The sequence below is a fragment of the Arthrobacter sp. 18067 genome (assembly GCF_902706295.1).
In the GTDB taxonomy this organism is placed as follows: Bacteria; Actinomycetota; Actinomycetes; order Actinomycetales; family Micrococcaceae; genus Arthrobacter.
The window spans coordinates 24443-49041 of the sequence record NZ_CACSJJ010000004.1; the positions used below are offsets into that span (position 1 = coordinate 24443).

At 63.3% G+C, this 24599-nt stretch carries 20 protein-coding genes; 7 read left to right on the forward strand and 13 right to left on the reverse strand.

Annotated elements, in window-relative coordinates; genetic code table 11:
- The first annotated feature begins 13 nt into the window (after nt 1–13).
- Nucleotides 14–1186 carry an iron uptake system protein EfeO gene (efeO, locus tag GVL04_RS05495; RefSeq protein WP_159700776.1) on the forward strand — a complete coding sequence of 391 codons (1173 nt, stop codon included), beginning with the start codon at nt 14–16 and terminating at the stop codon, nt 1184–1186.
- Nucleotides 1183–2619 carry an iron uptake transporter deferrochelatase/peroxidase subunit gene (efeB, locus tag GVL04_RS05500; RefSeq protein ID WP_159700779.1) on the forward strand — a complete coding sequence of 479 codons (1437 nt, stop codon included), beginning with the start codon at nt 1183–1185 and terminating at the stop codon, nt 2617–2619. The genes efeO and efeB overlap by 4 nt, the downstream gene beginning before the upstream one ends.
- A gap of 30 nt (nt 2620–2649) precedes the next feature.
- Here the strand turns inward: efeB and htpX are convergent, their stop codons facing one another.
- Together htpX and GVL04_RS05510 are read right to left on the reverse strand one after the other, a co-directional pair.
- Entirely contained in the window at nt 2650–3519 is an 870-nt protein-coding gene (htpX, locus tag GVL04_RS05505) for a zinc metalloprotease HtpX (protein ID WP_159700782.1), read from the reverse strand.
- 110 nt (nt 3520–3629) lie between these two features.
- Complete coding sequence (locus tag GVL04_RS05510) at nt 3630–4901, reverse strand: MFS transporter (protein WP_159700785.1); 1272 nt, start codon at nt 4899–4901, stop codon at nt 3630–3632.
- 101 nt (nt 4902–5002) lie between these two features.
- Between GVL04_RS05510 and GVL04_RS05515 the strand changes: the two genes are divergently transcribed.
- The 4 genes from GVL04_RS05515 to GVL04_RS05530 all read left to right on the forward strand — a co-directional run bounded on the left by GVL04_RS05515 (nt 5003) and on the right by GVL04_RS05530 (nt 8543).
- Complete coding sequence (locus GVL04_RS05515; protein WP_159700788.1) at nt 5003–5773, forward strand: hypothetical protein; 771 nt, start codon at nt 5003–5005, stop codon at nt 5771–5773.
- A 30-nt stretch (nt 5774–5803) separates the two neighbouring features.
- Entirely contained in the window at nt 5804–6283 is a 480-nt protein-coding gene (locus GVL04_RS05520) for a Fur family transcriptional regulator (protein ID WP_159700791.1), read from the forward strand.
- A 14-nt stretch (nt 6284–6297) separates the two neighbouring features.
- On the forward strand, nt 6298–7779 hold the full coding sequence (locus tag GVL04_RS05525) for a catalase (RefSeq protein ID WP_159700794.1): 1482 nt from the start codon (nt 6298–6300) through the stop codon (nt 7777–7779).
- 128 nt (nt 7780–7907) lie between these two features.
- The gene (locus GVL04_RS05530; RefSeq protein WP_159700797.1) at nt 7908–8543 is read left to right on the forward strand and encodes a DUF2461 domain-containing protein; all 636 of its coding nucleotides are present in this window, start codon (nt 7908–7910) and stop codon (nt 8541–8543) included.
- Between the two features lie 84 nt (nt 8544–8627).
- Here GVL04_RS05530 and GVL04_RS05535 read toward each other — a convergent pair whose 3' ends face one another.
- The 6 genes from GVL04_RS05535 to GVL04_RS05560 all read right to left on the reverse strand — a co-directional run bounded on the left by GVL04_RS05535 (nt 8628) and on the right by GVL04_RS05560 (nt 16306).
- Entirely contained in the window at nt 8628–10181 is a 1554-nt protein-coding gene (locus tag GVL04_RS05535) for an APC family permease (protein ID WP_159700800.1), read from the reverse strand.
- Nucleotides 10182–10345: 164 nt separating this feature from the next.
- The gene (locus GVL04_RS05540; RefSeq protein ID WP_159700803.1) at nt 10346–10762 is read right to left on the reverse strand and encodes a DUF779 domain-containing protein; all 417 of its coding nucleotides are present in this window, start codon (nt 10760–10762) and stop codon (nt 10346–10348) included.
- Nucleotides 10762–11772, reverse strand: a complete 1011-nt coding sequence (adhP, locus tag GVL04_RS05545; RefSeq protein ID WP_159701225.1) for an alcohol dehydrogenase AdhP — start codon at nt 11770–11772, stop codon at nt 10762–10764. Before adhP ends, GVL04_RS05540 begins: the two co-directional genes overlap by 1 nt.
- Before the next feature lie 43 nt (nt 11773–11815).
- Nucleotides 11816–13339 carry an aldehyde dehydrogenase family protein gene (locus GVL04_RS05550; RefSeq protein ID WP_159700806.1) on the reverse strand — a complete coding sequence of 508 codons (1524 nt, stop codon included), beginning with the start codon at nt 13337–13339 and terminating at the stop codon, nt 11816–11818.
- A 96-nt stretch (nt 13340–13435) separates the two neighbouring features.
- On the reverse strand, nt 13436–14779 hold the full coding sequence (locus tag GVL04_RS05555) for a GAF domain-containing protein (protein WP_159700809.1): 1344 nt from the start codon (nt 14777–14779) through the stop codon (nt 13436–13438).
- Nucleotides 14780–14866: 87 nt separating this feature from the next.
- The gene (locus tag GVL04_RS05560; protein WP_159700812.1) at nt 14867–16306 is read right to left on the reverse strand and encodes an FAD-dependent oxidoreductase; all 1440 of its coding nucleotides are present in this window, start codon (nt 16304–16306) and stop codon (nt 14867–14869) included.
- 117 nt (nt 16307–16423) lie between these two features.
- On the opposite strand from GVL04_RS05560, the gene rarD reads away from it, so the two are divergent.
- Nucleotides 16424–17494, forward strand: coding sequence for an EamA family transporter RarD (rarD, locus tag GVL04_RS05565; protein WP_159700815.1), 1071 nt, complete (start codon nt 16424–16426; stop codon nt 17492–17494).
- 70 nt (nt 17495–17564) lie between these two features.
- Here the strand turns inward: rarD and GVL04_RS05570 are convergent, their stop codons facing one another.
- The 5 genes from GVL04_RS05570 to GVL04_RS05590 are packed head-to-tail and all read right to left on the reverse strand — an operon-like array spanning nt 17565 to nt 24589.
- The gene (locus tag GVL04_RS05570; protein ID WP_235036175.1) at nt 17565–18926 is read right to left on the reverse strand and encodes an alpha-L-fucosidase; all 1362 of its coding nucleotides are present in this window, start codon (nt 18924–18926) and stop codon (nt 17565–17567) included.
- Entirely contained in the window at nt 18923–20887 is a 1965-nt protein-coding gene (locus tag GVL04_RS05575) for a DUF2264 domain-containing protein (protein WP_235036176.1), read from the reverse strand. The genes GVL04_RS05570 and GVL04_RS05575 overlap by 4 nt, the downstream gene beginning before the upstream one ends.
- A 45-nt stretch (nt 20888–20932) precedes the next feature.
- Nucleotides 20933–22582: an extracellular solute-binding protein gene (locus GVL04_RS05580; protein WP_159700818.1), complete on the reverse strand. Its 1650-nt coding sequence runs from the start codon at nt 22580–22582 to the stop codon at nt 20933–20935.
- Between the two features lie 26 nt (nt 22583–22608).
- Entirely contained in the window at nt 22609–23565 is a 957-nt protein-coding gene (locus GVL04_RS05585; RefSeq protein ID WP_200846757.1) for a carbohydrate ABC transporter permease, read from the reverse strand.
- Nucleotides 23549–24589: a sugar ABC transporter permease gene (locus tag GVL04_RS05590; protein WP_200846758.1), complete on the reverse strand. Its 1041-nt coding sequence runs from the start codon at nt 24587–24589 to the stop codon at nt 23549–23551. The genes GVL04_RS05585 and GVL04_RS05590 overlap by 17 nt, the downstream gene beginning before the upstream one ends.
- Nucleotides 24590–24599: the final 10 nt, after the last annotated feature.

Below are 24599 nucleotides of genomic sequence, written 5' to 3' on the forward strand. Positions count from 1 at the left end.
CAAAGGACCCACCATGCTCGGATCACCCAAACTTCGCAGGACACTCGCCGTGATCGGCGCCGCCGCAGCTGTGCCCCTGGTACTTGCCGGCTGCACCGACAACACGAAGACCACGGGCGCCACGGACGGTCCCATCCAGGTCAGCAGCACCGCCAACGAGTGCAAGGTATCTACCGGAACCGCACCCAGCGGCAACCTCACCTTTGCCGTGAAGAACGAGGGCACGGAAGTTACCGAGTTCTACCTGCTGGCCGAGGACGGCCTCCGGATCCTGGGCGAAGTGGAGAATATCGGCCCCGGTATCACCCGCAACCTGGTGGTCACCGCTCCGGCCGGCAAGTACAACACTGCGTGCAAGCCCGGGATGCAGGGAGAGGGCATCCGCGCTTCCTTTGAGGTCACCGAATCCGGCAACAAGCCCAGCGTGGATGCCGACTTCCAAAAGCTCCTGGACAACGGATCCCAGCAATACGTGGCCTACGTCAAGGATCAGACTGAGCAGCTCATTGTCGGCACCAAAGCGTTCGCAGAAGCCTTCGCCGCCGGTGACGCCGCCAAGGCCCGCGACCTCTACGCCTCCACCCGCATGCACTGGGAGCGGATCGAACCCGTAGCTGAATCCTTCGGCGACCTGGACCCCAAGCTGGATGCCCGTGAAGCCGACCTTGAGCCCGGTCAGGAATGGACCGGCTGGCACCGTGCTGAGAAGGACCTTTTCCCGCCGGCAGAGTACACCGCCATGACTCCGGCGGAGCGCACCGCCATTTCCACACAGCTGGTAGCTGACACCGAAGACCTCGTCACCCGCACCCGCACGGTGGAACTCACCCCGGACAAGCTCGGCAACGGCGCCAAGGAACTCCTGGATGAAGTGGCCACCGGCAAGGTCACCGGCGAAGAAGAAATCTGGTCCCACACTGATCTTTGGGACTTCCAAGCCAACGTAGACGGTGCCCGCATCGCCTTCGAGAACCTGAAGCCGGCGCTTGAGCAGAAGGACGCCGAACTCGCCAAGTCCTTGGACGAGAAGTTCACGGCCCTGCAAACCGAACTCAAGAAGCACGCCAAGGGCGACGGCTTCGTCTACTACAACGAGCTGAGCCAAGAGCAGGTCCAGCAACTCGCTGCCCTGGTCGATTCGCTGGGTGAGCCCCTCTCCAAGCTCACCGCAGCCGTGGTGCTGTGAGCGGCTGCCCCTTCGGGCACAGCGGCGATCCGGCCGGCACCGAACGAACCGGCGAGTCCGCCGGCGTCGAGCGTTCAGTCGAGCCGGCCGCCGTCGTAAGTTCCCAGGAAGCGGCCGACGGCGGTCCGGCGGCCGCCGCTGCCACGGGCAGTTCCCGTATGTCCCGGCGCGGCCTTCTCTCCCTTGCGGGGGTTGGCGGCGCCGGAGCTGTAGCCGGGCTTGCCGCTGGATTCCTCGGCCATGATGCCCTGACGGCTGCCACTGCTTCCGCTGCGGACACCACTGCAGGGGATGCCGTAGTCCCATTCTTTGGCGCTCACCAGGCGGGTATTACTACCCCGGCACAGGACCGCCTGCACATGGCCGCGTTCGATGTCACCACAGAGGACCGCAAGGAACTCATCAAGCTCCTCAAGGACTGGACGGCCGCGGCCGAGGCCATGACCACCGGCGTTCCCACGGGCCGGACGGGGGCCGTCGATGGCCCCTATGATGCGCCGCCGGAAGACACTGGCGAGGCACTGGACCTGCCCGCCGCCAAGCTCACCCTGACGTTCGGCTTCGGCGCGGGCTTGTTCGAGAAGGACGGCAAAGCTCGCTTCGGTCTGGATGGTCGCCGGCCTGAGGCCTTGATCGATCTCCCGCACTTCCCGGGGGACGACCTTCAACCGGGGCGAACGGGTGGGGACATCGTCATCCAAGCCTGCGCGGACGATCCCCAGGTTGCCGTGCACGCCATCCGCAACCTTGCCAGGATCGGCTTCGGCAAGGTGCGTGTCCGTTGGTCGCAACTGGGGTTTGGACGCACCTCCTCCACGTCCAGGGCGCAGGTGACACCGCGGAACCTCTTTGGCTTCAAGGACGGCACCAACAACCTCAAGGTCGAAGACAACGCGCTGCTTGAGGAGCACGTGTGGGTTCCGTCCGGCTCACGGCCAGCCGAGCAGTGGATGGCTGGGGGCAGCTACCTGGTGGCCCGCAGGATCCAGATGCACATAGAAATCTGGGACCGGACCTCGCTGCGGGAACAAGAAGGGCTGATCGGCCGCACCAAGGGCGTGGGCGCTCCCCTGTCCGGCGGAGAGGAGTTCTCTGCTCCTGACTTCGGGATCAAGGGACGTGACGACGAGCCCCTCATCCCCCTCGATGCGCATGTCCGGCTGGCGCACCCGGACCAGAACGCCGGCATCAGGATGCTGCGCCGCGGATACAACTTCACGGATGGCTCGGACGGGCTGGGGCACTTGGATGCCGGCCTGTTCTTTATTGCGTTCGTCAAGGATCCCCGGACGCACTACGTGCCCATGCAACTGGCCCTGGCCAAGGGCGACACCTTGTCCGTGGAGTACCTGAAACACACGGGCTCGGGGCTTTTTGCGGTGCCTCCGGGCATTGCAGCGGGCGGCTTCATCGGCGAAGGGCTGTTCGCTTAGCGCTGGTGACCGGGTAATCCGTTGCGGGTCCTACGAGAGAGGCCGCCCGGCCATCCGTTCCAAACGGCTGATCCGTTCCTTCATGGGCGGGTGGGTGGAGAACATGCGCCGCATGCCGCCGCCACGGAACGGGTTGGCGATCATGAGGTGCGAGGCATTGACGAGCTTTTGGTCCTGTGGGAGCGGCAACTGGGTGACGCCCGACTCGATCTTGCGCAGGGCTGAGGCGAGTGCCAACGGATCGCCGGTGAGCTCGGCGCCGTCCTCATCGGCGTCGTACTCCCGCGTGCGGGAGATGGCCATCTGGATCAGCGATGCGGCAAAGGGCGCCAGCAGGGCCATGGCGATGGTGGCCAGGGGATTGGCGTTGCGGCGGTCGCCACTGCCGAAGATCAGCAGCATCTGCCCCACGGAAGTAATGACACCGGCAACAGCAGCAGCCACGGATGAGGTCAGGATGTCGCGGTTGTACACGTGCATCAGCTCATGCCCCAGCACTCCCCTGAGTTCGCGGGCGTCGAGCAGGTGCAGGATTCCCTCGGTGCAGCACACCGCAGCGTTCTTTGGATTGCGACCGGTAGCGAAGGCGTTGGGCGTCATGGTGGGCGAGAGATAGATCCGCGGCATCGGCTTGTTGGCCCGGACTGAGAGCTCCCGCACGATCTGGTACAGCTGCGGCGCCTGGGCTTCGGTCACCGGGTAGGCGGCCATGGAACGGATGGCAATTTTGTCGCTGTTCCAGTATCCATACGCGGTAGTGCCAACGCCGATCAGAGCCATGATCCAGATAGGCGTCGTGCTGCGCGTCCCTGCCGCGATGATGGCGCCCAACCCCAACAACACTGCCCACAGCACACCGAAGAGCGCTGCGGTCTTGAGTCCATTGTTGTGTTTATGCACGGCTTTTCTTGTCTCTTTCGTCGGCTCTTGCAGGGGTTCTGTACGGATTAACGCCGACGCCGGTCGTCGTGTTCCGTCTTCAGCCTACGTTGGCCCTGCGGCTGGCAGGGCTAGGGCACAGGATGCTTCGCATCGTAGGCAACGAACCCGGGCTGCAAGCGTGAAGCCAGCCATGCCAGGACAATGCAGAGAAGTCCGCCGATGAGCAGTACGCCGCCTTCGCTGAGGAACTGCGTGACGCCGCCGGCCAGCATGTCCCCCACCCGGGGTCCACCGGCCACCACCACGATGAACACGCCTTGGAGCCGACCCCGCAGGTGATCCGGAGTGGCCGACTGGAGGATGGTGGTTCGGAAGACGGCGCTGATGGAGTCCGAGATCCCGGCCAACGCGCAGCAGAGGGCTGCAGGAATCAGCCAGGGAGTGACACCATCGCGGCCGGCATCCCCGGCCAGCAGGACCACCAGCCCGAATCCGGCTATCGAGGCTCCCCAACCAACCACGGACCACACCACGGCGCTGCCCTGCATTCGCACGCGGCCCAGTGGCCCCGAAAACAGGCCCGCGAGGAAGGCTCCCACGGCGGTCGACGCCAACAGGACGCCCACGGTCGTTTCGCCTCCGCCGATCATGACCGCCCCGATGGCAGGCATCAATGCGCGGGGTTGGGCGCAAATCATGGCGATGAGGTCGATGATGAAAGTCATGCGGACGTTGGGGCGGGTGCCCAGGAAACGGAAGCCCTCCACTACGGACCGGAGCCCTGGCCGCACGGCATCTTTGGAAGGCGGCAGCGGCGGCAGCTTGAAGAGTCCCCAGAGCGCGAAGGTGAAGCTGATGACATCAATGGTGTAAGTCCAGCCGAAGCCAATGGTGGCCACCAGCACCCCGGCCAGCAGTGGCCCTGCTGTCATGGACAGGCCAAACGTCAGCATGCTCAGGGCATTGGCAGCGGGAAGCAAATCCTTGCGGACCAGGAGGGGGATGATGGCACTGCGGGCGGGACCATTGATGCCTTGCGCGCCACTCTGGATGGCCACCAGCGCGTAGAGGATCCAGATGTTGCCGATCTCCAGCCATGCCTGCAACGCCAGTCCGGCCGTTGTTGCCCACAGAACCAGCGAGGCGATGAGGGCCACTTTGCGTCGATCATAGGCGTCCGAAATGGATCCCCCGTAAAGCCCTGCGATGACCAATGGGACCAGTGCGAAGATACCGAGGAGGCCAACATAAAAGCTCTCCTGGGTGAGCCTGTAGACCTCCAGGCTGACAGCCACCAGCGTCAGTTGCGTACCAATGGCGGCAACCGATGCCCCCATCCAGAGCCGCCGAAAAGCGGGACTCTCCTTCAGTGGGGTGAGGTCTGCCAGTAGTTTCGCCACCGTCCTACCTTAACGACCATTGCGGTGGCCTCCCGCCGCTGTTCTCCCACGTGTGGTACTCGGCTTGGTAGGCTCACCCGGGGGAAGGAGTTGACAAGGTCATGTCGCGACAATTGTTGTATCGTTCGGGTTTTTGGGAGATCGCCCGGCCGCGCCATCCCCTCACCGCCGGACACGTCCTGATCAGGCTTTCCGACCCCTCCACAGAATTTGCCCACTCCTCAGCTGCCGACTGGCTTTTCTGCCACAAGCTGGTTCGGGCCGCCCTCAACGACGTCCTGGGTGCCACACGATGCGCCATCATGTTTGCCCACCAATGGCACCCACTGGGCTCGGCCATTGGAGAGCCGGTGGCGGAGTCCTCAACCCCGACCTTCCACGTGTTTGCTCGTTGGACCGGAGAGACCACGACGCCGGGACGCCAGCTTTCGCTTCCGGCCCATCGTCGGGCGGGGGTGCCGGAACACGAACTCGACGGCACCGACGCCGCGCTCCGCGACGCGCTGCGGAGAGGCCGGCCCGACGCCGCGGTGACGTCCGCCGATGACCTAAGCGCCGCCGTCGAGCCTGTCAGTGGCTCTGGTCCGTTGGTGCGGACCGTGGATGCCGGACCCCGCCACACGGTCATTGAGGCGGCCCGGCAATTCGAGTCCATCGGGGACATCCGGCCAGCGGAACTCCTGGCGATGGCTTCGGCCTTGGGATCACTTCGACAATCCGGCGGAACCAGTGGATTCAGTTGTGTTGCCCTGGAACCCGAATCCTCCGGCGTGCCCTTGCGGGTCCATGCGCTGGGACGATCCGTCGCTGAGGAAGTGAATCCGCTCGAGGCCCTGCTCCGTTCACCGGAAGTTAGCCTTGCCTTATTGTGAACTCCTCAAAATAAGTGTTTCAATAAATGCATGACAGATCACACAGCCGAGCAGGAAGCATGGGCCGCGGCCCTGCATGCCCACGGCCGGCGTGTGACCAAACAGCGGCTGGCTGTGCTCGCCGCGGTCCAGCACCATCCGCATTCCCCGGCAGAAGGCATCCTTGCCGCTGCCCGCAAAGAGCTTCCTGAACTGACGGCGCAGTCCGTTTACGTGGTGCTCAGCGACCTCACGGACCTGCAGATGCTGCGCCGCTTTGAGCCCCCGCACTCCCCGGCGCTTTACGAAACCCGGGTGGGCGACAACCACCACCACGCCGTTTGCATCAGCTGCGGCAAGGTGGAGGACGTGGATTGCGCCGTGGGACACGCACCGTGCCTCACACCGCACTGGGATGAGAATTCCAAGCCCATGACCATCCAGATCGCAGACGTCCTCTACCAAGGCATCTGCCAGGACTGCCAGTCCAAACAACAGCTTCCCGTAGATACTTCCGTAACTCAGAAATAGGAAAAAGGAGAACAATGACTGCCATTTCAACAACCCAGTCAGGTGCCCCCGTTACGTCCGACGCGCACTCGAAGTCCGTCGGCGCTGACGGTGCCATCATCCTCACCGACCACTACTTGGTGGAGAAGCTCGCACAGTTCAACCGCGAGCGGGTCCCGGAGCGTGTAGTGCACGCCAAGGGTGGCGGCGCTTTCGGTACGTTCAAGACCACCTCGGACGTCTCTGCCTACACCAAGGCAGCTTTCCTGCAGCCGGGCACCGAGACGGACATGCTGATCCGTTTCTCCTCCGTCGCTGGCGAGAACGGTTCCCCCGACACCTGGCGCGACCCCCGCGGTTTCGCCGTGAAGTTCTACACCTCCGAGGGCAACTACGACCTCGTGGGCAACAACACCCCCGTCTTCTTCATCCGCGACGGCATCAAGTTCCCGGACTTCATCCACTCCCAGAAGCGCCTTCCGGGCACCCACCTGCGTGACGCTGACATGCAGTGGGACTTCTGGACCCTCTCCCCCGAGTCCGCACACCAGGTCACCTGGCTCATGGGCGACCGCGGCCTCCCGGCTTCCTGGCGTGAAATGCAGGGCTACGGCTCGCACACGTACCAGTGGATCAACGCCGCTGGCGAGCGTTTCTGGGTCAAGTACCACTTCAAGTCCAACCAGGGCGTCAAGACCATCACGGGCGACCAGGCTGAAGAACTTGCCGGCTCGGATGCAGACTTCTACATCCGCGACCTGCAGGAAAACATCGCCGATGGCAACTTCCCCTCCTGGGAACTGCACGTCCAGGTCATGCCGTACGAAGACGCCAAGACCTACCGCTTCAACCCGTTCGACCTCACCAAGGTGTGGCCGCACTCTGACTACCCGCTGATCCACGTGGGCACCATGGAGCTGAACAAGAACCCGGAGAACTACTTCGCGCAGATCGAGCAGGCCACCTTCGCGCCGTCGAACTTCGTTCCGGGCATCGCCGCTTCCCCGGACAAGATGTTGCAGGCCCGCATCTTCTCCTACGCGGACGCACACCGCTACCGCGTGGGCACCAACCACGCACAGATCCCGGTGAACCAGCCCAAGAACCAGGTCAACAACTACAGCCAGGACGGCCAAGGCCGTTTCCTGTTCAACGCTCCCTCCACGCCGGTCTACGCACCGAATTCCGTGGGTGGCCCGGCTGCGGTTGAGCCCACCTCGCCGGCCGGTGGCTGGGAAAACGACGGCGAGCTCACCCTCTCCGCGCACACCCTGCACACTGAGGATGACGACTTCGGCCAGGCCGGTACCCTGTACCGCGAGGTCTACGATGACGCCGCCAAGGCCCGCCTCCTGGACACCATCACCGGTGCCGTGGGCGGCGTGAAGACCGCCGACATCAAGGAACGCGCCATCCAGTACTGGACCAACGTTGACTCCGATCTCGGCGCCAAGCTCCGTGCCAACCTCGGTGCGGGCCAGACCGAGTCCGACGCCGAAGCAGCCAACAAGCTCTAAGCGTCTTCGCGTTACTGCATTTCCAGGTCACCCCGCTGCGGATCTCCGCGGCGGGGTGACCTTTTTGTTTTCCACATAGCACTGGTGGCCTATGGTTTGGCCGGTAGTGGCGTCCCTAGGATCCTTCTATGAGCACATTCGAAGGCATCCCTACTGCCGCATTCCGCTTCTACGCTGAGCTTGAAGAGAACAACAACCGTGAGTGGTGGCTGGAGCATAAATCAACGTACGACGCCGAGGTCAAGGAGCCGCTGACAGCTCTACTTTCAGAGTTGGAGCCGCAGTTCGGGCCGGCCAAGATTTTCCGTCCCAACAGGGACATTCGGTTCTCCCAGGACAAGTCGCCATACAAAACCGCCCAAGGTGCCTTTGCCGCCACGCAGGAGGGCGTCGGCTTCTACGTCCAGATCAGTGCGGATGGCCTGCTGATCGGTGGCGGCTACCACTCCCATACGCCTGCCCAGCTCGCCCGCTTCCGGGCCGCTGTGGATGCCCCTGACAGTGGCCTGGAGCTGCAGGAGATCGTGGATTCAATCGCGGCGGCCGGTTTCGCCATTGAGGGCGAGGAACTCAAGACCGTTCCGCGCGGTTTCGACAAAGACCACCCACGCGCCGGGCTCCTGAGGCACAAGTCGTTGTCGGCGGGCGTCGAGGTGGGGCAGCCGGACTGGTTGTCCTCTCCCGCTGCCAAAGAAGAAATCGCTGCCCGCTGGGAGGTGCTGCGGCCGCTGGTCGAGTGGGTCGGTGAGCATGCGGCACCGTAACGTCAAAGCGCCCGGAAACCGATGGGTTCCGGGCGCTTTGTGGAGCAAGAGATGGCAGCTGTCTGACAAGCTGCCGTGATTGGATTAGACCTTCGTGTAGCTGTCTTCATCCTCATCGCCGTCGGCCTGGCGGACTTCGGGGGCACCGTTGACGGAGGCTTTGGCAGAGGCGAACTTCTCGTTCAGCCGCGAGTGGCGCTGGCCGTAGGCGAAGTAGATGCCCATGCCGATGACCAGCCAGATCGCGAAGAAGATCCAGGTCTCAACAGCAAGGTTGGTCATGAGGTAGAAGCAGAGCACTGCGGAGACCCACGGCAGGACCTTGCCGAACGGGACACGGAAGGCGGGCTTCAGGTCCGGACGCTTCTTGCGCAGCACCAGGATGCCCAAGCTCACCATCACGAACGCGGAGAGCGTTCCGATGTTGATCATTTCCTCGAGCAAGTCCACCTTGGTTACACCTGCCACTACGGCCACCGCTGCGCCACAGATGATCTGCAGACGGGCCGGTGTGGAGCGCTTTTCGCTGGTCTTGGACAGTGAGCGCGGCAGGAGTCCGTCGCGGCTCATGGCAAGGACCACACGGGACAGGCCCATGAGCAGCACCATGATCACGGTGGTCAAGCCCACCAGGGAGCCGAACGCGATGACCTTGGCAGCATCCGTATTGCCCACGGCCTCGAAAGCCGTGGTCAGGGTGGGGTTCTTCACCTCGGCCAATTGCGTGTAGGAAACCATGCCAGTCAGCGCGAGGGAGACCAGGATGTAAAGCAGCGTCACTACGGCAAGGCCACCGAAGATGCCGCGGGGAAGGGTCTTCTGCGGGTTCTTCACCTCTTCTGCGGAGGTTGCCACTACGTCGAAGCCGATAAAGGCAAAGAAGACCAAGGCTGCGCCGGCGAAGACGCCCAGCGTTCCGTACTGGGCCGGAGCGGCGCCGGTGAGGAAGCCGAAGAAGGACTGCTTCATGACATCGGCAGCACCGGAGTCTGTGGGCTCGGAGGCAGGAATGAAGGGAGTGTAGTTGGAGAACTTCACGTAGCTAAAGCCAACAACAATCACGAACAGGACAACGGCGATCTTGATCAGCGTGAAGACGTTGCCGACGCGGGCGGACAACTTTGTCCCCAGCACCAGCAGCACGGTGAAGATCGCGACGATGAGGAAGGCACCCCAGTAGAGGTCAACCCCGCCGACCTTGATTGACGGCGGCATGTCCACGCCCATCAGGCCAAAGACCGTACTGAGGTAAATGCCCCAGTACTTGGCGATGACGGCAGCGGCGGTAAAAAGTTCGAGAATGAGGTTCCAGCCAATGATCCACGCGAGGACCTCGCCCATGGTGGCGTACGTGAACACGTAGGCGGAGCCTGCCACGGGGATGGCAGTGGCAAATTCGGCGTAGCACATGATGGCCAGCGCGCACGTGACGGCGGCGATGGCAAAGGAGATGGTGACGGCGGGGCCGGCAAAGTTTGCGGCAGCCTTGGCGCCCACCGAGAAGATCCCGGCGCCGACAGCAACGGCGACGCCCATGATCATCAAGTCCCAGGTGCTGAGGCTGCGCTTCAGCTTTCGCCCGGGCTCATCGGCATCGGCGATCGACTGCTCGATCGATTTGGTCCTGAAAATGTTCATAAAAATGCCACATTCTGGATGGGAGTGGTATAGGACTCATCAAGAATAGTGTCCGGCCAATGGACGGCCATATTTATCCCAGATAGTGAGACGGCCTGTGGGGCGCGGGGCAGATGTGGCTGATGTGACGAAGGCGGGTTGCCCTCGTCACACCAGCTGTGGACCTAAAGGCTTGGCACGTCCCAGTCCATGAGGGTGGAACGGATCAGGAATCGCTTCCCCTCGGGAGACTCAACTGAGAACCCACTGCCACGGCCGGGAACCACGTCCACCGTGAGATGGGTGTGCGACCAGTAATTGAACTGCTCCTTGGACATCCAGAACTCCAGTGGCTGCGCCCCGCCGTCGGACCCAATATCGAACCGGCCGAGCAACACATCGGAATCACCTGTCAGGAACTCCCCCGCCGGGTAGCACATGGGTGCCGAGCCGTCGCAGCAGCCGCCCGACTGATGGAACATGAGCGGTCCATGCTGGTCCCATAGCTTGCGGAGGAGCTCCACGGACACTGCGGTGAGCGCCACCCGGGAGAAATCCTCCCCGGGCAGCGTCACCGCGGCTTCCAAGCCGGTATTGTTCATCAGAACTTCAGCACCACACGGCCATCGATCTTGGCGTGCTTCATCTCGTCAAAGACCGCGTTGACTTCGGAGAGTTCCCGCGTTGAGACCGTTGGCTTGATCTTTCCCTGCGCATAGAACTCCAGTGCCTCTTCAAGATCCTGCCTCGTGCCCACGATCGACCCCCTGACAGTGAGGCCTTTGAGGACGATCTCGAAGATCGGCGCAGGGAAGTCTCCTGGTGGCAACCCGTTGAAGACGATCGTCCCGCCACGGCGAGCCATCCCGATCGCTTGTCCAAAGGCCGAAGGATGCACAGCCGTCACCAGGACTCCGTGGCAACCGCCCGTTTCACGCTGGATCACTTCCGCCGGATCCTCGTGCAGCGCGTTGACGGTCACTTCGGCGCCGTGCTCGCGGGCCAGTGCCAACTTGTCGTCGGCAATGTCCACCGCTGCCACTCGAAGACCCATGGCCACTGCGTACTGCACGGCGATGTGTCCCAGACCGCCGATCCCGGAGATAGTGACCCACTGCCCCGGTTTGGCCTCGGTCATCTTCAGGCCCTTGTACACCGTGACGCCGGCACACAGGACGGGCGCAACTTCCACCGGGTCCGAGCCTTCCGGGATGCGTGCGGCGAACCGTGTGTCCACCAGCATGTACTCGCCAAACGAGCCGTCCACGCTGTAGCCACCGTTCTGCTGCGACTCGCACAGGGTTTCCCACCCGGTCCGGCAGTACTGGCAGTCCCCGCAGGCAGACCACAGCCAGGCATTGCCCACCAACTGGCCAATGGCAACATCCGTGACGCCTTCGCCGAGGGCCACCACTTCTCCCACACCTTCGTGGCCGGGAATGAACGGCGGCGTCGGCTTGACCGGCCAGTCGCCTTCAGCGGCGTGCAGGTCTGTGTGGCATACCCCCGAGGTGATGAGGCGGACCAACGCCTGGCCGGGACCCGGCGTCGGCCTTTCCACTTCCTGGATCTTAAGATCGGTTCCGAATTCCGTAACTACTGCAGCTTGCATGGTGGTCATTGACGATCTCCTTTGATCGATGGACAAGACGGATTTAGAAGAAGCCGAGCTTGTTCTCGTTGTAGCTGACCAGAAGGTTCTTGGTCTGCTGGTAGTGGTCCAGCATCATGGCGTGGTTCTCACGGCCAATACCTGAGGACTTGTAGCCACCGAAGGCAGCACCTGCCGGGTAGGCGTGGTAGTTGTTGACCCACACGCGGCCGGCCTGGATTTCCCGGCCAGCGCGGTAGGCGACATTTCCGTTGCGCGACCAGACGCCGGCGCCAAGCCCATAAAGGGTGTCGTTGGCGATGCCAATGGCGTCGTTGTAATCGCTGAACTTGGTGACGGACACCACCGGGCCGAAGATCTCCTCCTGGAAGATGCGCATCCGGTTGTGGCCCTCAAAGATAGTGGGCTGCACGTAGTAGCCACCTGCAAGGTCGCCGGAAAGCTCTGCCCGGGCACCGCCGGTCAGCACCTTGGCCCCCTCCTGCTTTCCTATGTCGATGTAGGAAAGGATCTTCTCCAACTGGTCATTCGATGCCTGCGCGCCGATCTGGGTCTCCGTGTCCAACGGGTTGCCCTGGATGATCTTGTTGGTCCGGGCCACCACGTCTCCCATGAAGGAGTCGTAGATACCTTCCTGGACCAGCGCGCGGGAGGGGCATGTGCAGACTTCGCCCTGGTTGAAGGCGAAGAGCGTGAAGCCTTCCTGGGCTTTGTCGTAGAAGGCGTCGTCCTGGGAGGCGACGTCGTCGAAGAAGATGTTGGGGCTCTTGCCACCAAGCTCCAGCGTGACGGGAATGAGGTTGTTGGATGCGTACTGGCTGATGAGGCGCCCTGTAGTGGTCTCGCCTGTGAAGGCGATCTTGCGGATGCGGGAGCTTGAGGCGAGCGGCTTTCCGGCTTCAACACCGAAGCCGTTGACGACGTTCACTACACCGGCCGGGAGAAGGTCGCCGATGAGTTCCATGAGCACCAGGATGGACGTCGGTGTCTGCTCGGCCGGCTTGAGGACCACGGCGTTGCCGGCGGCGAGTGCGGGGGCCAGCTTCCAGACGGCCATGAGAATGGGGAAGTTCCACGGGATGATTTGGCCGACCACGCCCAGCGGCTCTTTGAAGTGATAGGCGGTGGTGTCCTCGTCCAGCTGGGAGAGGTGGCCTTCCTGCGCACGGACGGCTGAGGCAAAGTAGCGGAAGTGGTCGGCGGCCAACGGAATGTCGGCGTTGAGGGTCTCGCGTACGGGCTTGCCGTTGTCCCAGGTCTCGGCAACCGCGAGGAGCTCAACGTTCTCGTCAATGCGATCGGCGATCTTGTTCAGGATGGCTGCGCGCTCGGTGGCGGAGGTCTTGCCCCATGAGGGTGCAACTTTGTGCGCGGCGTCAAGGGCAAGCTCAATATCCTCGGATGTCCCGCGGGCAACTTCGCAGAAGGCCTTGCCCGTGACGGGGGTGATGTTCTCGAAGTAGGCGCCCTTGACCGGGGCAACCCACTCGCCGCCGATCCAGTTCTCGTAACGGTCCTTGAACGTGACCTTCGAACCCTCGGCACCCGGCTGTGCGTAAACAGTCATTGCTAGCTCCTTTGCTGCGAATCACGGTGGCTGTCGCCATTGATTCGAGCCTAGGAGCGGGGAGGTTGCAGCTACGTTGCAACCTTGTGATTCAGCTCACGCAGACAGTTCGGTGTCGATCCGTTCAAGGTCAGCCACGACGGCGGCCCGCTTGGGTGAGCGCGGCGGCAGCAGCTTGAGGAGTGCAAGGCGGAGGTCGGCGTCGTACTTCGCCTCGGGCAGCTCCGCATACTTGAGGAGCGAATCGACGCTGCCGTCGCTGAGCAGCGCCTCGCGCAGCAAGTGCGCCACACGCTCACGCAACTGCACGACGCCGGGCGCCTCCGATCGCGGCAGGACCGCACCTTTATAGATTTCCAAGGCAATACGGTGGGCGCCACGTTGCAGGCAACTGAGAACCTGGCCGGAATCGGGAAGCAACTCAACTGGTAAGCGGTAGGGCCGGGATTGCGGAACCGCGTCCGGGCTCAGTTCCTGGATCACTTTGCGGAGCCGCACCATCTCGGCCCGCAGGGTCACCGAGGATCCGTCCCCGGGGTACAGCTGGGTGCAAAGGTCCTCGGCACTGAGACCGTCAGGGTGGTTGCCCAGGATGGCCAGGATTTCGCTGTGCCGTGCGGACAAGGACACCGTCCTGCCATCGATGCTGAGCAGGGCCTGGTCCCTTCCCAACAGCTGCAGGCTGTTCCTGTAGAGGGCGTGGCCGGAGGTGGCAGCCGCGCTCCGGCGTCGTGGTTTTTCACGGACGGCGGCAGCCAGTTGGAGCCGCTCGATCCGCAGTTGGGCCTGCGCAGCAGCAACCGTTGCCTCCACCAGGGAGAGGGTGTGCGCGGCGACGGCGGTTTCCGTGCCTGTAATGTCCACGACGCCCAGCACGGCGCCGGAATCGGGATCGTGGAACGGAACCGCGGTGCAGCTCCATGGATGGACCGAGCGTTTGAAGTGTTCGGCACCGGAGATCTGGATGCTGCGGTCAAGGGCCAGCGCAGTGCCTGGCGCGCTGGTGCCCACCGAAGCCTCGGACCAATCGGCGCCAGCCACGAACATCATGCCTTCAGCACGCCGTTGCATCACGGGGTCGCCATCCACCCACAAGAGCCGGCCGACGTCGTCGCCCACTGCCACCAACAGCCCGCTGTCATGGCTGGGTTGGACCAGCAGCTTCTTGATCACAGGCATGATGGTGGCCAGCGGATGCTGCCTGCGGTACTCCTCCAACTCATCCTGGTCCATCGCGAGGGGCGCCTCGGCGACGTCCGGATTGGCCTGAAGGCTGGCCGAACGCTGCCAGGATTCACGCACCAAACGGCGGAGGCCCACGATATCCTCGGTCGCCCCCAGTCGTAGGGAGTCCAGGCGCTCGTGGCCAACCAAGGCATGCTTCTGGACCAACTCCGCGGCATCGCTGCCTGGAACCGGCGGATGAATGGGTTTCCTCATCGAACTCCCTGCTAGTTCGCAATGACAGTGCGCTGCGTGTGATGGGCGGCACAGTACCGTGAAGTCTAGTTCGGTGAGTGGTGAATGTCAGCCGCGGGAGATCTGGATCATTTCCTCGCGCGGAACAACCTTGACGCGTTCGCGGACCATTCCATTGCCCGTACCCTCGCCGCCGGACCAGGAAGCACCCAGGGCGGCTTCGTGGGCGTCCAGCCGGTTCCAGCCTTCCCAAGTGGTGTATTCGATGCCGCGTTCCTCGAGGAGGTCGATGATCGCCTGCGGATCCGGGTTCTCGGCGGGAGGCAGGGTGAGCCTGTCCTCCAGGAGGAAGCCAATGGTCTCCAGGGCGTCTCCCTTGGTGTGGCCGATCAGCCCGACAGGTCCACGCTTGATCCAGCCTGTTGCATAGATTCCCGGCACTGGCTCGCCGTCGGCATCCAGGACGCGACCGCCGTCGTTCGGTATGACGCCGCGACGGGCATCGTACTCAAGCTCCTCCAGCGGTGAACCGTGGTACCCGATGGCGCGGTACACGGACTGGACCGGGTATTCGATGAACTCGCCGGTGCCTTTGACGTTGCCTGTTCCGTCCAGCTGCATGCGCTCGAACTTGATGCCGGAGACCTGGCCCGGGGTTTCCGGGGAGTCCAGGATTTCCACCGGGCTGTGCAGGAAGTGCAGGTGGAGGCGGCGGGATGAGGGTTGCTCCGATTCGGCGTGCTCTTCCACCAGCCAGTTGGTCATGGTGTTCACCATGGTCTTGATCTGGTTGTTCGTCTTGATGGCTTCATCCGAGGCTTCGTCGAACTCGAAGTCTTCCGGGTAGAGCACGATGTCCACGTCCTTGCAGTGGGACAGTTCGCGCAGTTCCAACGGAGTGAACTTCACCTGGGCCGGGCCGCGGCGGCCAAAGACATGGACGTCGGTGACCGGGGATTTCTTCAGTCCGGCGTAGACGTTGTCCGGGATTTCGGTGACGAGCAGTTCCTCAGGGTGTTTGACCAACATCCGGGCGACGTCCAAAGCCACGTTGCCGTTGCCGATCACGGCAATTTCCTTGGCGTCAAGCGGCCAGTCCCGGGGGACGTCCGGGTGCCCGTCGTACCAGGACACGAAGTCGGCGCCGCCGAAGGAACCCTCAAGCTCGACGCCCGGGATGTTCAGGTCCGCGTCCTTGATGGCACCGGTGGAGAAGATCACGGCGTCGTAGAAGGCGCGGAAATCGTGGAGCGTCAGGTCCCGGCCGTAGGTCACGTTGCCCAGGAAGCGGATGTCGCCGCGATCCAACACCTTGTGCAGTGCGTTAACGATGCCCTTGATGCGTGGATGATCCGGGGCCACTCCGTAGCGGATCAGGCCGTACGGCGCCGGGTATGCCTCGAAGAGGTCGATGCTGACCTCCACGTCGCCGTCTTTGACCTCGTTGGATTTAGTCAGAATGTCCGCGGCATAGACACCTGCGGGACCTGCGCCAACGATCGCAACGCGAAGCGGACGTTTGGGGGTGGTTGCGGCTGAGTTGGACACCGTAAGCCCTTCCGAAGCAGTGAGCCACGCCATTGTTGGGGCGCGCAGATTCCAATTCTAGATGTCGACCTTACGCCAGGCCGCTTATATGGCAGGAGTCACAGAAATTCCCAAACATTGCGGAATATTGCGTCGGCGGATGGTGTTGGCGACAATGTGTCGACACCGGAACAGATAACAGCCAGCTCATCCTCTTCAACCCAGCCCACGACGACGACTGTCGGGGGCGGTGGCCGAGGTACCGGCGGGGCTGGCAAGCCGGTGAGGAGCGAGTCGACGGCGGGGGTCCTGTTCGGCATCGGTGCTTACGGCCTGTGGGGGCTGCTCCCGCTGTACTTCTTCGTTCTGATGCCGGCAAGTGCCATCGAGATTGTTGCCAACCGGATCGTGTGGTCCCTGCTCTTCTGTGCCCTGCTGATCACCATCACCCGGGCCTGGAAGACTTTCTGGGCTGCGGTGAAAGATCGTTCTGTGTTCGGTCCACTCGCCCTGGCAGCGGGCTTGATCGCCATCAACTGGCTCACCTACACCTTCGGCGTCACCACCGGCCACGCGGTGGAAACCTCCTTGGGCTACTTCATCAACCCGCTGGTATCTGTCCTCCTGGGCGTTTTCGTCCTCAAGGAGAAGCTGCGTCCCCTGCAGTGGGCAGCAGTGGGTATTGGCTTCGTGGCCGTCGGAGTCCTGACGTTCTCCTACGGGCAGCTTCCCTGGATCGCGCTGATCCTCGCCTTCAGCTTTGGCCTGTACGGCTTCGTGAAGAAGCGCGTCGGACCCAAGGTTGACGCCCTCACGAGCCTCAGCGTGGAGACCGTGGTGTTGGCCCCCTTCGCTGCCATCACCATGGTGGTCCTGGGCGTCACGGGTGTGGAAACCCTCACGACTTTGGGCGCCGGCCACTTCTGGCTGCTGGTGGCCTCGGGTGTCATCACCGCCGTGCCGTTGCTCTTCTTCGGAGCCTCCGCCCGACGCTTGCCCATGACCACCATCGGCTTGTTGCAATACTTCGCCCCGGTCCTCCAGTTCATCGTGGCCCTGACTGTGTTCAACGAGACCATGACCACGGCCCGCTGGATCGGCTTCTGCGTCGTGTGGCTCGCCCTGGTCCTGCTCACCATCGACATGCTGCGGACCACGCGGAAGAACTCCGTGTTGAAGAAGAAGGCCCGTCTGGCGGCTGCCCAGTAGTACTGCAACGCGGGGTCACTTACGGCCCATGTGAAGGGGAATTATGGGCCGTAAGTGACCCCGCGTTGCTTTAGTCCAGCACGTCCGGGTTGGGCTCCTTCTCGGACGATGGCCTGGCCAGTGCACCGGTTTCCAGCGCGAACACGAGCGGCCCAACACTCGAGTCACTCTCAATGTCCACCTCGAACAGCGAATCCGCCAGCCGCTTGAACGGGTGCTCGCCGGAGCCCAGCAACCGCACGCCGGCGAGCGCCATTCCGGACGGCAACTGCAGCCGGATCCGCCCGGATGACGGTGCCCGGGTGACAACCGCGTAGACGTCGCCCGTGGCAGAACGGGTGAAGTAGCCCCATCCCGGGTAGTCCCAGCCCTCCGCGAAGCCGCACCCGTAGATGGCCTCCCCATTCACTGAGAGCCACTCCCCCACGCTGCGGGCTATCTCCATCTCGGCCGGGGCCATGGACCCGTCGCCACGGGGTCCGAAGTTCAGCAGGAAATTACCGCCCAAGGACGTGCAGTGGGCGATCATGTCCACCACATCCCAAGGGTGCTTCAGCGTTGACTGGGCCCATGGTCCCTGGTGATACCCCCAACTGGCCTGCGGGATGGTCATGCACGCTTCCCAGTCGCGGGCAGCCACGCCGCGGTCCCACGGCTCCGGCAGCCTGCGCTCGTAACCACTTTCGTAGTCGCCCATGAGCCGCCCGTTGGAATCAACGTGCCGTGCGCCGAAGTCGTCCGCCCGGAGCCTGCTGTTGACCACCACGCCGGGAATCCGGTCCTTCAACATCCGCTCCACGTCCCAGGTCCACCACCCGTTGGCTTTCACGGACTCGTCCCAGGTGCCGTCGAACCAGAATCCCTTGACCGACGGATACCGCTCAGCGAGTTCCTCCAATTGCTTCATCGCGAAGTCCAGGTAGCGTGCGAAAGCCAGGTTGTCGGCGTCGTTCTCCAGCGTGAAGCGCCAATCCGGATGCCGCCAGTCCAGCACTGAGTAGTAGAAGTTGACGTCAATCCCCCGGGCCTCGTAGGCCTCGATGAGTTCGGCCAGGACATCGCGGCCTGACGGGGTGTTGCCCATGTGGAAGTTCGTGTGGGCGCTCGGCCAGAGGCAGAAGCCGTCGTGATGTTTGGTGGTGATGGTCATGTAGCGGGCACCGAGGGCCACGGCAGTGTCCGCCCACCGCTCGGCATCGAAGTCGGCCAGGGTGAAATCATTCGCCAACGCTTCCCACCGCTGCTGCGGAATCTTTGCGACGCGTGGCAGGAACTCAGCCGCGAACTCCACGTCCTTTCCCTCCCATCGGCCAGCCGGCAGCGAGTAGAGCCCCCAGTGGATGAACTGCCCCACCCTGTGGCCACGAAAACGCTGCATGGCCGCATCTTGCCGAGGTTCTGCCAGGGACGCCCCGTACTTGAGCTCGATCACTTTCCCACCTGCCCATCCCACGGCACGAACGTGCGCAGGTCAAAGGCCTGTGAAGCACCGCTCGCCCATGTGACAGACACGTCCGTGCCGGAAACCACGACGGCGGCAGCCGCCTTGAGCGTTTCGGGGGACGGAGCCTCGTCCCGGGTCAGGGTGTGGAGCGCGACGTGGACCGTTTCCTCAGTGGTGCGCTGCGCGCCCAGGGCCGGCACAGCTGAGTGCTCGCCCATGGCGTTGGCTCCCGTATAACGTGTGGTGTCCGGCTCCTGCCACCCGTGGATAGCTGTGACCGCAGCGAAAACGTCGCCGTTGCTGACCCACGCACTGTCCTCGGACCGGCCCGTTTGCACGGGTTGGGCTCCGGCCACGGCGTGACCACCTTCCCGGACGGCATACTCCACCGGCCCGCGAACCAAGTGGCAGCGAAGCTCGTAAATCCCCTCCACCACCGAAATGGTAGTGACTGCCGTCCCGGGCAAGGCTTTGCCGTGCAGCTGCGGAATGTGCACGGATCCGCTGACGAGTCCTTCCGTGCGGGTGGCGCGGAGGGCACACCGCCGGCTCGCTACGCCGTCGGATCCCAACAACGCAAGGTGACCGTCCACGTTGTCCTCCCATGCGGCTCCTGTACCGGGTGCCGTGTGCGTGGAATAGGAAAACTTGGCATAGTGCGGATCGTCAGGATCCGTGCCGCCGCCCACGGGCAGGCCGCAGTGGTCGCTGCCGTGGTTGGTGAGACGTACCAGGCCTCCGTGGGTGTTCAACGTCCAGCCGGCATCAGGCAAAGCCCGCACCAGAGCAGGACCATCGGTGGGCTGCGGCTCTTCCACGTCCTGCCACACCCTGTGCTCCGGCGGCAAAGCCAAGCCAAGGAAGCCGATGCCCGCCAAATACGGTGAGCCGAAGCCGCTGTACGCCTGGCAGGATCCCAGGTGCTGGTCATACCAGCCCAGGTTCGGCGGTCCATCAACGCCAACGCCTTTGGCGGTGAAGTTCGCCAGCACACCGGACGCCAGGCGACGCGTGGCGCCCGGGCTCAGCGGGTTCACGCCCGAGATTTCCGCACACCACAGCGCAGCCAGGACAGCAGTGCGGTACGCCAGGGATCGCCCGACGTGCAGCACCGCTCCATCCTTGGCGAACATGAGGCTCTGCGTTCCCACGAACTCACGCAAACGGTCCAGGTGACGGCGGCCCTCAGGGGTGTCCTGCTGGCCCGTCATCGTGTACCAAGCCCACAAATACGGATGGATGGCCCACGCGTTGTAGTAGTCGATTGAGTGTTCCGGCCCGTCCGTGTACCAGCCATCCCCCAAGTACCAGGACTCCACCCGTGCCACGTTCCGTGCCCCGATGCAGCCCGACACGTCCTCGCCCACCGAACGCAGGAAAGCCTCCGCCATGGCGGGGAACAGTTGCCAGTTGTTGCCCCACACCTCAAGCCGGGCATGGTGCCGCAACCAATCAGCAACCTGCTTCTTCTCCCCCGCTGCCAAGGGCTCCCACAGCCATTCGCGGGCAATATGCAACGAGAAGGCGATGTTCGCGGCCTCCACGATCGAGTTGGTCACCCCCAGCAAAGGAGACTTGCACGTGACACCCAATGGCCAGCGTTCCGCGCCCTCCGGGTCAGTCCCGGCAAGCAGCGCCTCCCGATACCAGGCAGCCAAACCCAGCCGGTCCTGGCCACGTGCTCCGGCGATCCGCGGCGCGGCCATCAACAAGCTGCGGCCAATGGTTTCCATGCCCTCCCGGCGCTCGCCGTCGCGGGTCACAGGGCCAGGGAGGCGTGGACTCGCCTTCAACGGGCTGGAATATTCACGGATGTGTTCCAGCCAGTGGTCAGCTGTGGCTTCCCAATGGCTGCGCGTCCAGCCGGTGAACGGGGACTGGAATGCGTCAGGACCGGGCAGCCACGGCAGACCTGGCTGGCTGGGAATGTTGGGCATGGACTGTGTCACGGTGTTGGATCCTTGGGTCTTGGCTGACTGGGGCGAGTGGACCAGCTACTTGGCGAGCGCCGATTCGTATTCGCCACGGATAGTGTCTCCACCATTCTTCTTCCAGTCCGCCACAGCGCTCCTGAGTGCGTCCATGGTGCCACGGCCGGCAATGACTGCCGTGGCGGCGTCGGAGACGGGCTGCCCCAGCTTGGCGCCCTTGCTGGCGTTGGTGGGGCTGAACAGCGTGCCACAGGGATCTTCGACACCCAACGGAATGAGCTTGGAATAAGCGTTGTGCATGACGTCCACAATGTCCTTGTTGCTGGGATCGTAGACAACCTGCTGCGGGGCGGCGAGGTACTTCCACGGCACTGCGTTGTCCAACAGGGCACGCTCGGTCACCACGGGGTTGCCGTTGGAATCCAGGGTGTAGTCCGCTCCTTCTGCACCGTAGTTGAGCAGCAAATACTCTTCGCTGCCGAACGGGGCCGCCAGGAAGTTTGCAACGGCCAGGACTTCCTTGAGCTTGGCTTCGTCGGCCTTCTTCAGCATGACGGTGGCAAACGTGATGTTGTCCAGCCAGGTCTGCGCCTTGCCGCCGTCGTGGCCTACAGGGATGAACGGCACGGCTTTGTTGGCTTTGTTCGCGGCGGGGATGCTGCGGCCGTAGCCGGTGGGTCCGATGTAAGCGGGGAGGCCGTCGTAGATCATGGCCACCTTGCCGGAGATGAAGGAGTTCACCATCTGCGACTTGGTCCAGCCCTCGGAACCCGGCACATACAGGCCGTCCTTGTAGAGCTTGGCTGCGAACTCGATCGCGGCCATGTATTCGTCCGTCTCGAACGCCCTGGTGAGTTTGCCGCCGTCGTTCTTCCAGACGTTCGGCGTGCGGAACATGTGGTGCAGCATCGTGAGGCCAAACTTGGTACTGCCCAACGCCCACTGGTTCTTTGACGGGTTGGTGAGCTCCTTGGCCACCCGGTAGAAATCGTCCTTGTCCTTGATGTCCTCGGTGGACTTGATACCCACGTTCTCCAACAGGGTCTGGTTCACGAAGCCGGAGCCACCCGTCAGGTTGCGCGGGATGGGCAGCGAGTAGAGCTTTCCGGCCTGGACGGTCTGCTTCCAGAACACCTCCGGGATGGCGGCCAGGTTGGGGTAGTCCTTAATCTTGTCGCCGCCCAGCAACGGAGTCAGGTCCGCACATTTGGCCTGGAGGAACTCCACGATGTTGGGCACGGCGGCGCCGTCGTTGAGCATGAGGTCCGGGAGCTCGCCGCCGGCAATGATCGTGTTGAACTTGGTGGCGTAGTCATCGGAGGAAACCGAGGTGATCTCCACCTGACCGCCCAGGCGGGCCTCAATGGCCTGCCACGCGGGGTTGTCCGCCCGGGCGTTGGGCGCCGTGCCGAACAGGTTGGTGATCGCCGTGATCTTGCCGCCCTTGAGCGGCGCACCTTGCACGCTTCGGAACGGTGCAGGGTACTTGTAGAACGCCGCCGGCACGCCCTCTGCCGTGCCGGCGATGTCCGCCGCAGCCGCCTTGAGGGGCATGTGCGTGGGGAGCAACGCTTCGCTGGCATTCGAGGCGACGCTGGAGGTGCGCTGGCCGCAGCCAACCAAGGCCCCGCCGCTGAACAACGCCAGGGCGCCGATGCCCGTGACGGAAAGGAAGTTCCGGCGGCTGGGGCCGGAAGTCTGGATTGATTTCATGGGATGCCCTTTCACAAATGGTTTGACTAGCCTTTGATGGCGCCGGTGAGGACGCCTTTGGTGAAGTACCGCTGAAGGAACGGGAACACGATCACGATGGGGATCAGCGAAATCACGACGACGGCCATCTGGATCGCTTGCGACGGCACCGCGATCTCGGCTACTGCGGAATCGCCCATGGGCTGGCCGAGCAGCACGTACTGGCGCAGGATCATGGACAACGGCCAGTTGTCATCGTTCAGGTAGAGCATGGCGTTGAAGAACGCATTCCAGTAACCCACGGCATAGAAAAGCCCGACGACGGCCAGCACACCGCGTGAGAGTGGCAGCACCATCTGGACCAGGATGCGGAAGTCGCCGGCGCCGTCGATCTTCGCGGCTTCGAACAGCTCCTGCGGGAGGTTCATGAAGAAGGACCGCACCACCACCAGGTTGAAGGCACTCATCAAGGTGGGCAGGACCAAGGCCGCGTAACTGTCCAGCAGGCCGAGTTCCTTGACCATGAGGAAGCTGGGGATGATGCCCGGGCTGAAGAGCATGGTGAACAGGGCCGTCATCAGGAAGAACCGTCCGCCCACGAGGTCCCGTCGGGTAAGGCCATACGCCATCGCGACCGTGACCACCAGGGACAGTGCGGTGCCCACGGTGGTGATGACCAGGGAACGGATCAGCGCGTCAGTGACCACACCGCCGGCGAAGATGGTCTGGTACGCGGCGAAGGTTGGTTCTTTGGGGAACAGGACCAGGCCGTTGTTGTTGGCGATCTCGCTTTGGCTGGACAGGCTCGTGGCCAAGACCGCAAGCAACGGGTACAGGGCCAGGAAGCAGATGACCACCAGGGCGATGGCCTTGGAAAGTTGGACGGCCGGCTTGGGTTTTTCCATCCAGACTGGGCGGGTGTCCTTGGGCTTCGGGCCGTTCTTTGGGCGACTCTTCGGGCGCCGGCCCAGGCCGGCCGCCAGCGTGCTACTTGGATTTGCCATTGGAATAGACACCTTCCTGTCCAAAGAAATGCGCGAGCTTGTTGGCGCCGAGCACCAGGATCAGTCCGACGATCCCCTTGACGAGCCCGACGGCGGCGGCTGGCCCCCACTGCCCGTCCTGGATGCCGTGGAAGTAGACATACGTATCCAGCACTTCACCGGCTCCGGGTCCTACGTTGTCGCGCTGCAGGACGATCTGCTCGAACCCGACGGACAGGATGCTGCCCAGGTTGAGGATGAGCAGCAGGACGATCACCGGCATGATCCCCGGGAGCGTGATGTGCCAGAGCCGGTGCCGGGCGTTTGCCCCGTCCACGGCCGCGGCCTCGTAGAGTTCCTGGTCCACGTTCATGAGGGCGGCCAGGAAGATGATGGTGCCCCACCCGGCGTCCTTCCAGATGGATTGGATGGTGACCAGGAAGGGGAAGAACTCCGGCGTGGTCATGGCATCGAAGCGTGGCAGGCCCAGGTTTTCCAGCAGGTGCGGAACGGCCCCGGTAGCGCCGAGGACCTCGGAAAAGACCGCCACGATGATGACCCATCCGATGAAGTGCGGCAGGTAGACCACGCTCTGCACGAACTTCCGGATCTTGTTGGACACGATGCTGTTGAGCAGCAGTGCCAGGCAGATGGGCACCGGGAAGAAGAGGGCCAACTGGAGGCCCGTGATTACCAGCGTGTTGCGGAGGGCTTCCCAGAAGGCGCCGTCCTGGAACATGGCCGCGAAGTTGTCCAGGCCTACCCAGACGCTGTCCATGAAGCCGAGATACGGCTTGTAGTCCAGGAACGCGATGATGTTGCCGGCGAGCGGGACGTAGTGGAACACCACGAAGTACAAGAAGCCCGGGGCGATCAGCAACAACATCACTTTGTCGCGTCGGATCCTTGCCGTGAGGCTTTTCTTGCGCTCTTGCCCCGCGCCAGGGGCCGGTGGACGACCCCGACGGCGACCTTCCGCCACCGTCGCCGGCCCGCCGACGTCGGGCGTCACCTGGGGCGTGAGTGTCTGGCTGTTGCTGCTCATGTATTTCCTC